We start from the raw sequence: 9,646 nt of genomic DNA on the forward strand, positions 1-9,646 counted from the left end.
CGTGACGTCATGCAGCAAGGACCCTTGACACCCACGGTTATGGGTGTCCCCAATTAAGGAGACAGCATGGATAATAGAAAACCGCCCGAGGTTGTCGAGGTCATGTTCAAGGGAGAACGGAAAGAGTTTTTTCTCAATCAGCACGGGATTCCGATCCGGATCGGCGACTACTGTATCGTCCAGGCAGAACGCGGTGAGGACATGGGGACTGTGATTCAGCGGGGCGAATACATCCAGAAGAGAGGATTTACGGGGGGGCTGAAGAGAGTCCTGAGGAATGCAACCGAGGACGAGGTGAAGCGGCTCAAAGAAAACAGGGAAAGGGAGCGCGACGCACTCCGCTTCTGCCAGGAGAGGTCAATCGAGAGAGCACTCAACATGAAGTTGGTCGACTCGGAGTATCAGTTCGATAGAAACCGGATCACGTTCTACTTCACAGCCGACAAGCGAGTTGATTTCAGAGAGCTCGTTAAGGACCTTGCCTCAAAGTTCAAAACCAGGATTGAGATGAGACAGATAGGAGTAAGAGACGAGGCGAAGAGACTTGGCGGATACGGAACTTGCGGCCTGGCGTATTGCTGCACCACCTACCTGAAGGAATTCGAGCCCGTGACTCTGAAGATGGCAAAGGACCAGCAGCTCTCCCTGAGCCCTTCGAAAATTTCGGGCGCATGCGGCAGACTCATGTGCTGCCTGATGTACGAAGTCGACTTTTACAGGGAAGCGGCAAGAACTTTCCCGCGTGTGGGGAGCAGGGTTGCCCTTCGCGAGGGAAGCGGCGAGATAACGCGGCTCGATTACATCGGCGGCGGCGTCTATGTTGTAGATGAGCTCGGAACCGAAAGAAGGCTCTCTCTCAAAGATATTCATTGGGACTTTGAGAGCGGCAAAAGCTCGAAAAAGAGCTGAAATCAACACTCCGATGAAAGGGTGGCTCTGTTGCCAAAATTCTATCTGACTACTGCCATAGATTACGTAAATAGCCTTCCACATGTTGGGACAGCATACGAGAAAATCACCGCCGATGTTATTGCCCGGTACAAGCGGCTCTCGGGTTTTGATACTTTTCTCCTGATGGGTAACGACGAGCATAGCTACAACGTGAGAAAAGAAGCTCTCGGTAAGGGTCTTGAACCGGCAGAATACTGCGACATGATGGCGGAGAAATTCCGGGAACGTTGGGCAAGCCTTGAGATTTCATTTGATGATTTCATAAGAACCACTGAGCCGAGGCATGCAGACGCGGTCAAAGATCTCTTCACAAAAATCAACGGAAATGGCGACATCTACAAGGGGAAGTACGAAGGATACTACTGTGTGTCGTGCGAAGCATATCTCAAGGAGAAGGATCTGGCGGACGGAAATTGTCCGGTGCACGGCACAAGGGCGGAGTGGCTCAGCGAGGAAAACTATTTTTTTGCGCTTTCGAAGTACGCCGGGAAGCTCGAAAAGCATATTGATGAGAATCCGGATTTCGTGCTGCCCGAGATAAGAAGAAATGAAATCCTGAATGTGATAAAGGGCGGCCTTGAGGACGTAAGTATCTCAAGATCGAGTCTGGGATGGGGAGTTCCTGCGCCCGTTGACGCTGCTCAGACAATCTATGTCTGGTTCGATGCGCTGATTAACTACCTGTCGGGCATAGGTTACCCAGGGACATCCACCCTCTTTGACCGCTACTGGCCATGTGATCTGCATATCGTGGGAAAAGACATAACAAGATTCCACTGCGTCGTGTGGCCGGCAATGCTGTTGAGTGCAGGGATACCGCTTCCGAAGTCGATTTTCGGTCATGGTTTCGTGTCGTTCAAGGGCGAGAAGATGAGCAAGACCCTCGGGCATGTGGTTGACCCGCTGGATGTGGTGGCAAAATACGGCGCGGATTCCCTCAGATACTACCTGCTGAGAGAGGTACCTTTCGGCAAGGACGGCGACTTCTCGTGGGAGCTTTTCATAGAGCGGTATAACAGCGACCTTGCGAACAATATCGGAAATCTTGTGACCAGGACTCTCGGCATGCTTGAAAGGTATTCGAACGCAGAAGTGCCGCGCTCTCAGAAAAGAAACGCGCTTGACGATGAAGTGATTTCTGTTTCGTCTCAGACAATTGCAGAGTACAGACAATTCATGGACGGCTACGAGCTTCACCAGGGAGTCCAGTCTGCGCTCAAACTTTCGCGCCGGGCAAATCAATACATAGAAGAATCTCAACCGTGGGTGCTTGCGAAGGGTGGCGACAAAGAGAGACTCGGCACGGTGCTGGCGGTCCTGAGTGAGGCAATAAGAATCCTGGCCGGTTTGCTCTGCCCTTTCCTTCCTTCGAAGAGCAAAGAAATAGAAACGCTGTTCTCAATTGACCAGGTAGAGAAGGCCCCCCTGAAAAACCTCGCATGGGATGAGAATCGTTCAAGGGGCAAGAAGGTCAAGCCCCCTTCTCCGCTTTTCCCGAGAATTGAGGAAAAGTGATTGATACTCACGCCCATCTCTCGCACAGACAATTCGACAGAGACAGGGAGGATGTGCTTGCGAGGGCTTTCGGCGCCGGAATGGAGCTTATCGTTGAAGTCGGCTTCGACGTAGTTTCTTCCAGAGCTGCGGTCTCCCTCTGCCGGGACAGAAGTTCAATCGTCGGATCCGTGGGCATACATCCGCACGATTCAGACAAGGCGACTCCCGATGGGCTCAAGGAAATCGAATCGCTTTCACAGGATGCTTCGGTTGTGGCCATCGGAGAAACCGGGCTGGATTTTTTCAGGAATTTCTCCCCGCGCGACACTCAGGAGAAGCTCTTCGGGCAGCACATCAAGATGTCGCAGAAAGCCAACAAGCCTCTCATCATGCACAGCAGGGCATCTGCCCAACGGGTGCTGGAAATCCTGCTTGAAGAAACGAGAGATGGAAGCATACTGGGCGTCCTCCATTGTTTCTCGGGAGATGAATCTTCTCTCGGGAAGGGCCTGGAACTCGGACTCTATTTCGGGGTCGGCAGCTCTCTCACGTATTCAGGCGAGAAGTCACATGAGCTGGTACGGAGAATTCCTATTGATAAGGTCCTCGTCGAGACGGATTCGCCCTACCTTTCACCCGCTCCATTTCGAGGAAAAAGAAACGAGCCCGTTTACCTTCGTTTTGTTGTAGAGAAGCTGTCCGAGATCCTTAACATGCCGGTTCCGGAGATAGAGAGGAAGACTTCTGCAAATGCAAAAACGCTCTTTCTCGGTGGTTGACAGGGCCGGCGCACCCAGACCCAGAAGGGCTCTAAGTCAGAACTTTCTCATTGACCAGAACATTGCAAGGAAGATTGTGAATGCGCTTTCGGTCGAAAAAGGCGATCGGGTCCTGGAGATTGGGGCGGGAACAGGAGCGCTCACGAGGCACCTGGTGTTAACACCAGGCACCATATACGCTGTTGAGAAAGACCAGCGGCTCTGGACGCAGCTTCAACAGGAATTCCCTGGAGTAAATATCTTCGGTACTGACTTTCTCAAAGTCAGTCTTCAAACGATGCTGGTCATGTATTCCGCAACAGAAAAGGAGGCGATTGAGGTTATTTCCGGGACGCTTCCCTTGGAGGATTCAACGTGTTTCAAAGTTGTCGGCAACCTCCCCTATCATCTCACTACGAAGATTATCCTCCATTTGATAAAATACAGGCGGGCCATCTCGAGCGCGGTTCTGATGGTCCAGAAGGAGTATGCCGAGAGAATGACTGCCAATCCCGGAGGAAAGTCCTACGGCTCGCTTACAGTCCTCCTGTCGTACTACGGCAAGGTTGACAAGCTGTTTGGCGTTTCGAGGAACTGCTTCAGACCAAAGCCGAAAGTCGATTCAACGGTTGTTCGGATTCAATTTTATTCCCTTCCCCGCGTTCATCCCAAAGATGAAGAATTCTTGTTCAAGATCGTGAGGGGAAGTTTCGGGAAACGGCGGAAGACGCTGGCGAATGCCCTTTCGTCTTCGCTCAAGGTCGAGAAAGAGTTTGTCGAAAGAGCTATGGAAGAGACCGGGATCAGTCCCTCAAGAAGAGGTGAAAGTTTGAGTCTCGAAGAATTCGTGAAACTCTCAAACTCTCTCAGGGCACATTCCTCATGAATCTCAAGTCGTTAATAAGCAGAATCCTGGCGGGTTTTTCTTTTCTCTTTCTTGCAGCAGCGCCGTCAAGCGCTTTGGATGCTCCCGATTCACTTGCGCGGACGGTGAGGCCCTTTGCCCCAAGCTATTCCACCAGCTACGATCATGACCGCACGATCTCAACGTGGAAGCAGAGTTTTGGTTTCAGCTATAGTATCCGAAAGATACTTGTCTCCAACAACACCAGCGTCAGTCTCGGCGATGATGCCAGGACGAATAGAACCACAAGAAACAGCAGTCTTGGCGCCAACGTTGACTACAAGATCACGCCGAAACTATCAGTCGGGTTTCGCACGAATTTCTCCCGCTATCTGGACGAATGGAAAAGCAGGAAGGATCTGGCTCCTCTGAAGCAGGGGAAGGAGCAGATTCAAATCTCCTCGGCATACTCATTCAATCCCTTCAAGGCAGCATCGGTTGACATTACCGCGAATGGAGGGTCGCAGTCCGACCAGCAGGACACTCGGGAAGGTAATGGGAAATCCGGAGCCATCACAGCCGCCCTCAGATATAATCCGACGGCAAGGGTTTCCTTTTCCAGCGAGGGGAAAGGTGACTTTTCGCGCCTGAGCTCAAAAGAGAAATTGAGCGGATTCAGGACGTCTGACAGGAACATGGCGCAAGGTTTCACCGGAACACTGTCCCTGAAGCCCTCGGGCTTCCTCGATCTGGCGGTTTCAGGAGGAATAACAGGGACCCAGTTTCAATACCCCCAGCAGCGGATGGCCGGAGCGGTCGGCCAGGAAACACGAAAAGGAGAGAGTGACAATCTTCAAGCCAAGGCCGACTTTCTTGTGGGAAAGAAATTCAAGGGCAGCGTCACCGGGAAGTTTGACAGGAGCTCCATCAACTACTCTCTTGAATCCGACAAGTCAAGCGACGCTACAACAAGGTCCGTCACAGGCGAAGTCAGCCACGAGCTCCCGAGAGCGACGAGTCTTACCATGAACCTCTCAAACCAAGTCGATAGAAGCGCATATCAAGGAACGTCCAGGAGTCAGAACGGCTCGGTCGAGACCAGGACGTTCGGCGGCTCAGTTGGAACAAAAATCGGCCGGAAAACCGGCGCGAAGGTCATAGGGAGCATGACTCTCGTCAGATATGAATATGATGACCCGAAGGGCGATGACAGAGATGCCTATAATGACAGGCTCAGGTTTGAGCTGAGCTATCAGGCATCACCACGTGTAACTGGCGGCGCCGGCATATCAAAGGCCGCTGACAGGAGTGTCTATATTCGCGCGATCAATGCAAACAACACGAGAAAAGGTGACAGCTACACTATTGATGCGAATGTGTCATACAGACCGTCGGGCCGGGTTTCACTGCTGCAGAGATACTCACTTACCGCTGATTACACAAGATATCCCAGGATTTCGGAGAAGAACTATCTCACGAGGACAAACCAGATAATCACAGGGTTAACCTACTCTCCGGTCCGGAGGATATCTTTCGATACGCAGCACAGTTTCAGATACCAGGATAGGGGGAGCTATATCCCGGATGAAACCGGGGTGGAGAAGTACGGGCTTGCCGGCGGGAACAACGTACAGGACCTTTCACTCGCTCTGAAGTATAATCTCAGTAAGGGACTCAATGTTTCCGTTACACAGAGGTTTCAGTCAAACAGAGACTTCACAATGCGTGACGGAAAGAGGACAATGCTTCCCCAGAGGAAGGCTCTCCAGCTCTCCAGGGGGGCAGACATGAGCTACAGTTTCAGAGATGGAGGTTCCCTTAGAGCTTCCCTTCAGATGAGTGATGCTGAAGGAGTCGGTCTGGGGTCGATAGACAAGAAATATTGGAAGGCAAATGTGGTTTACAGCAAGACTTTTGCGTTCTGATTGGGGAGGACAATGAGTCTTCTGGATTCTTTCAGGAACTGTCCGGGAGTGCCGGGATACCAGAGGCTCTCGTGCGCGATCTCTGTCCTTCTTTTCCTTCTTCTATTTCTTCCGGGATGTCCGTTTTTCAATCTGCGTTCGCCCGAAGAGTCCTCCGGGGAGGCTGTACCCTGGATTTCCCCGACGTCCTGCGCGGCCGTCGTATTCAACATCGAGAGTGCGCTTGAGGCCAAGAGCCCGGGCATGACCAACTACACGAACAGTCTTTCCGACTCCTTCAAGTTTCACGGCGACCCCACCGATTCGGCGACTTTCTACACTAACTTTAACTGGGATGGTTTCAAGAATTGGACTCTTGCCGTGGAAAGGCAGACGGTTGAGACTTTCCTGAATGCGACCCAGGCACTCACGACAGAATGGAGCATACAGGACAGTGTCGATCTGGGCGCCGGCGACCGTCTCCTTAACCTCACCTATTCCCTGAGAGTGACTCCGCAGACCGGAAGTACTATTGAGTCAGCAGGCCTGGCAAAGATGTACTTCCACGAGGAAAGCGGCTTCTACAAAGTACTTAGGTGGGACGACAGCAGGGGAGCTTCTGTGGACACAACTTGGGGGTCGCTGAAGGTTGCAGGAAGAAGGGCCGCCAGCCGATAGAATAGGTGTCTGGAGCAGGCCCTCAAAATTGGCTTGACTTCTGGGAGTGTATCCTGCTATAATTATTGATGTTCAGGACACGCAACGGACTAGCTGGAAAAAAGAGAGAGTTATTTTGCATATGAAGGCTCGCATCCTGGCGATTCTGCTGTTGATTTTCCTTTCGGGCTGCTGGAACCCTTTTAGCCCGGATGTGTCCAAGCCCCCGGGTCCTCAGCAAGCGATTTACCTTCCTCCTACGTCACCCGAGAATGTAGTCAAGAACCTTCTGACAGCATATAATTACAGAGACTTCGTCAATTACGAGCCTCTGCTTGACAGTCTCTTTGTTTTTTACTTTAGCCAGGAAGACGCCAGTGGGCTTGCTAAATACGGGATCAGCCAGTTAAGGTGGGGGATTCAGGAAGAGCTTGAATCCACACAGAACCTCTTTAATGCCAATTGGTCAGGCAAGAACGCGGCGGGAGAGGAGCAACCCGCGGCCAGCTCAATAAATCTCACTATTACGGAAAAGCAGTCTGAAGAATGGCAGGTGTACGATCCTGACACTGCCATCAAGTACGCAAAAATAGACGGGATGCGTGTCAACCTCAGAGTCGTGGCAGGGCCGACTGAGTATATCACAGGGGATGCCTATGTGAATTTCAAGTTCAGAGGCCGGCTTGACCCGGCTTCCAACAAGGTTCTGTCGTGGAAGATCTACGAGTGGCGGGATCTCGGGAATAACCCGGCTGGCCCCAGCGCTGCAAGTCAGAAGGGGACCGGACAGGGCCCGATTTTCGCCGGGAAGAATCCCGGTTTTGGTATCTCCCATCTGAAACTGCTGTACTACTAGAAGAGTCCTCTCCAAATCTCCGTATTGTCCTGCGTTGTCAAAGCTTAAGACCTTGCCGTTCTTGACAACTTAGTGCTCAGGGAATACGCTGGGTCCCAGTCTGCCTCTCACATTCGTCACGCCTGTGAAATTGGAACGACAAAGAGATGAAAAGATCGTCTGCCAGAAAAAAACATAGAAGGACTCCCCGGACTTTGTTCAAAGGGATGCTTCTACTTATTGTCGTGCTTGTAGTTTTCTTTCTGGGAATTGGACTCAAGCCGCTTCTTTGGAGTCCCGAGAAAAAAGAATTCCTGGCCATGCTCTTTCAAAGACGGAGCGCTGAAGAGCTTTCCAGGGCCGCCTCAGAGAGACTTGCGGCCACACTTGCCGGACTTGGCGTAACCGATGACGGGATCACCAAGAGTGAGTCCCGTGATGGGGGCGTGGAGACTTGGAAAGTCCTTCTTCCATCCGGAATATCGGCGCTGCAATGCAACCTCGCCATCACCAGAGGCCTGAGAGGAACAGGTGTGCGGATTGCCGATGCTGTTGAGGAGCATACGGGAGGCGGAACAGTTGTCACCATGAAACTCGAAGCTCGCAAGAAGGTCACGCACCTGCTTGAGCTCAGACAGGTCAAGTATGACAAGAAGGTTGCGACCCCGCTTATTGCCATAGTGGTTGACAATCTTGGAGGCGAGGGGCTGAGCATAGTTGATAAGTTCATTTCTCTCCCCGTTCCCCTTACCTTCCTTGTCCTGCCCGGGCGGAGCTATTCTGAGCCGCTCGCTCAGAAGGCGGTGAGCAGCGGAAAAGAAGTGTTCGTCGATGTTCCCATGGAACCAAAGGGATATCCAACTGTTGATCCCGGGAAAGGCGCTATCTATGTTGATCTGCCGTCCTCGGCCATAAGGAAAATAATCAGAAAGCATCTCTCATCGTTCCCATATGCGAAGGGAATCTCGAACCACATGGGTTCGCTCGCAACCCAGGATAGAAAAGTGATGACGGTTGTCCTGAACGAGCTCAGGAAAGGAAAACTTGTGTTCCTGGACAACCAAACGACGCCGAATTCCATTGTCGGTGAGGTAGCCGGGGAGCTTGAAGTTCCATGCCTGAAGGGCGGGTATGTGCTGGATGACCGGAAGGGAGATTTGAGACGTCTGAGGCAGAGGCTCGGAGAACTTGAGCGAGTGAGTTTTGAGAAGGGGCAAGCGATTGGCACGGTCAGAATCGTAAAAGAGACACTTTCCGAGCTTGAGAAATGGATTCCTCAGATGACGAAAAAAGGCGTGAAGTTCGTGACGCTGAGCGAGCTGGTGAAATAACAAGAGTGGATTGGCACGGACGCCCGGTTTCCCCCCGGGCTTGAGGAGGTGAGCTTCTTTGGTCACACTTTCTGTGAATGTTGATCACGTGGCTACGCTCAGACAAGCAAGACGAGCAAACGAGCCGGATCCTATCCATGCTGCGGCACTGGCAGAACTTGGAGGGGCACAGGGCATCACCGTGCATCTCAGAGAAGACAGAAGGCACATCCAGGACAGGGATCTGAAAATTCTCAAAGAGACGATAAAGACGCCGTTGAACATGGAGATGGCGGCGACCGATGAGATGGTGAAAATCGCGTGCGAGGTCCGCCCTTACTCATCGACTCTTGTTCCAGAGAAGAGGGAAGAGCTTACGACCGAGGGAGGATTGGACGTTCTCTCCGCGAAAACACGGCTCAAGAGTGTCGTTGCCGCCTTGAAGCAGAAGGCCATTCTCGTGAGCTGTTTTATCGACCCTGTGCGCGAGCAGATTGAAGCATCGAAGGCGGTTGGAGCCGATTTTGTCGAGATTCACACCGGAAAGTACTGCGAGCTCTTTGGAACGGGTGGGGAAGGGGAGGAACTCAGGAAGATCATTGATGCGGCGAGTTATGCCTCTCAGTTGAATCTCATTGTCCGGGCAGGCCACGGACTGAACTACCTGAACGTTTCATCGGTAGTCTCGATCTCGGAAGTCTGCGAGGTGAGCATAGGCCATTCGATTGTGGCACGAGCAGTTCTTGCGGGGATGGAAAGGGCTGTGCGGGAAATGATGGAAATATTGGCGAGAACCGGGAAGAGTTGACCCCGCCGTGGATTTCTCGAACAGTATTTCTGTTAGGGAAAGTTGAAAACCGGACTATTTAAGGTTCAAAACCGGACTTTTG

General features: G+C 52.1%; 9 protein-coding genes. All 9 read left to right on the plus strand.

Annotated elements, in window-relative coordinates:
- The first annotated feature begins 66 nt into the window (after window positions 1–66).
- The 9 genes from ricT to QME66_11680 all read left to right on the plus strand — a co-directional run bounded on the left by ricT (window position 67) and on the right by QME66_11680 (window position 9,564).
- Entirely contained in the window at window positions 67–909 is an 843-nt protein-coding gene (ricT, locus tag QME66_11640; GenBank protein MDI6809616.1) for a regulatory iron-sulfur-containing complex subunit RicT, read from the plus strand.
- Between the two features lie 30 nt (window positions 910–939).
- Window positions 940–2,466, plus strand: coding sequence for a methionine--tRNA ligase (gene metG / locus QME66_11645; protein ID MDI6809617.1), 1,527 nt, complete (start codon window positions 940–942; stop codon window positions 2,464–2,466).
- A complete protein-coding gene (locus QME66_11650; GenBank protein ID MDI6809618.1) occupies window positions 2,463–3,227 on the plus strand; it encodes a TatD family hydrolase in 765 nt (254 codons plus the stop codon). Before metG ends, QME66_11650 begins: the two co-directional genes overlap by 4 nt.
- Window positions 3,199–4,092, plus strand: a complete 894-nt coding sequence (gene rsmA, locus QME66_11655) for a 16S rRNA (adenine(1518)-N(6)/adenine(1519)-N(6))-dimethyltransferase RsmA (GenBank protein ID MDI6809619.1) — start codon at window positions 3,199–3,201, stop codon at window positions 4,090–4,092. The genes QME66_11650 and rsmA overlap by 29 nt, the downstream gene beginning before the upstream one ends.
- Entirely contained in the window at window positions 4,089–5,975 is a 1,887-nt protein-coding gene (locus tag QME66_11660) for a hypothetical protein (GenBank protein ID MDI6809620.1), read from the plus strand. Before rsmA ends, QME66_11660 begins: the two co-directional genes overlap by 4 nt.
- A 12-nt stretch (window positions 5,976–5,987) precedes the next feature.
- Window positions 5,988–6,632 (plus strand): hypothetical protein, encoded by a 645-nt coding sequence (locus QME66_11665; GenBank protein ID MDI6809621.1) that lies wholly within the window; start codon window positions 5,988–5,990, stop codon window positions 6,630–6,632.
- Between the two features lie 121 nt (window positions 6,633–6,753).
- Window positions 6,754–7,467 carry a hypothetical protein gene (locus tag QME66_11670; protein MDI6809622.1) on the plus strand — a complete coding sequence of 238 codons (714 nt, stop codon included), beginning with the start codon at window positions 6,754–6,756 and terminating at the stop codon, window positions 7,465–7,467.
- A 194-nt stretch (window positions 7,468–7,661) separates the two neighbouring features.
- Window positions 7,662–8,777, plus strand: a complete 1,116-nt coding sequence (locus QME66_11675; GenBank protein ID MDI6809623.1) for a divergent polysaccharide deacetylase family protein — start codon at window positions 7,662–7,664, stop codon at window positions 8,775–8,777.
- Window positions 8,778–8,835: 58 nt separating this feature from the next.
- Complete coding sequence (locus QME66_11680; GenBank protein MDI6809624.1) at window positions 8,836–9,564, plus strand: pyridoxine 5'-phosphate synthase; 729 nt, start codon at window positions 8,836–8,838, stop codon at window positions 9,562–9,564.
- The last annotated feature ends 82 nt before the right edge of the window (window positions 9,565–9,646 follow it).

Source organism: Candidatus Eisenbacteria bacterium (assembly GCA_030017955.1).
In the GTDB taxonomy this organism is placed as follows: Bacteria; Eisenbacteria; RBG-16-71-46; order JASEGR01; family JASEGR01; genus JASEGR01.

Coding starts and splice junctions, on each gene's coding strand:
- ricT (MDI6809616.1), top strand. CDS start 67: ATGGATAATAGAAAACCGCCCGAGGTTGTCGAGGTCATGTTCAAGGGA.
- rsmA (MDI6809619.1), top strand. CDS start 3,199: ATGCAAAAACGCTCTTTCTCGGTGGTTGACAGGGCCGGCGCACCCAGA.
- QME66_11660 (MDI6809620.1), top strand. CDS start 4,089: ATGAATCTCAAGTCGTTAATAAGCAGAATCCTGGCGGGTTTTTCTTTT.
- QME66_11665 (MDI6809621.1), top strand. CDS start 5,988: ATGAGTCTTCTGGATTCTTTCAGGAACTGTCCGGGAGTGCCGGGATAC.
- QME66_11670 (MDI6809622.1), top strand. CDS start 6,754: ATGAAGGCTCGCATCCTGGCGATTCTGCTGTTGATTTTCCTTTCGGGC.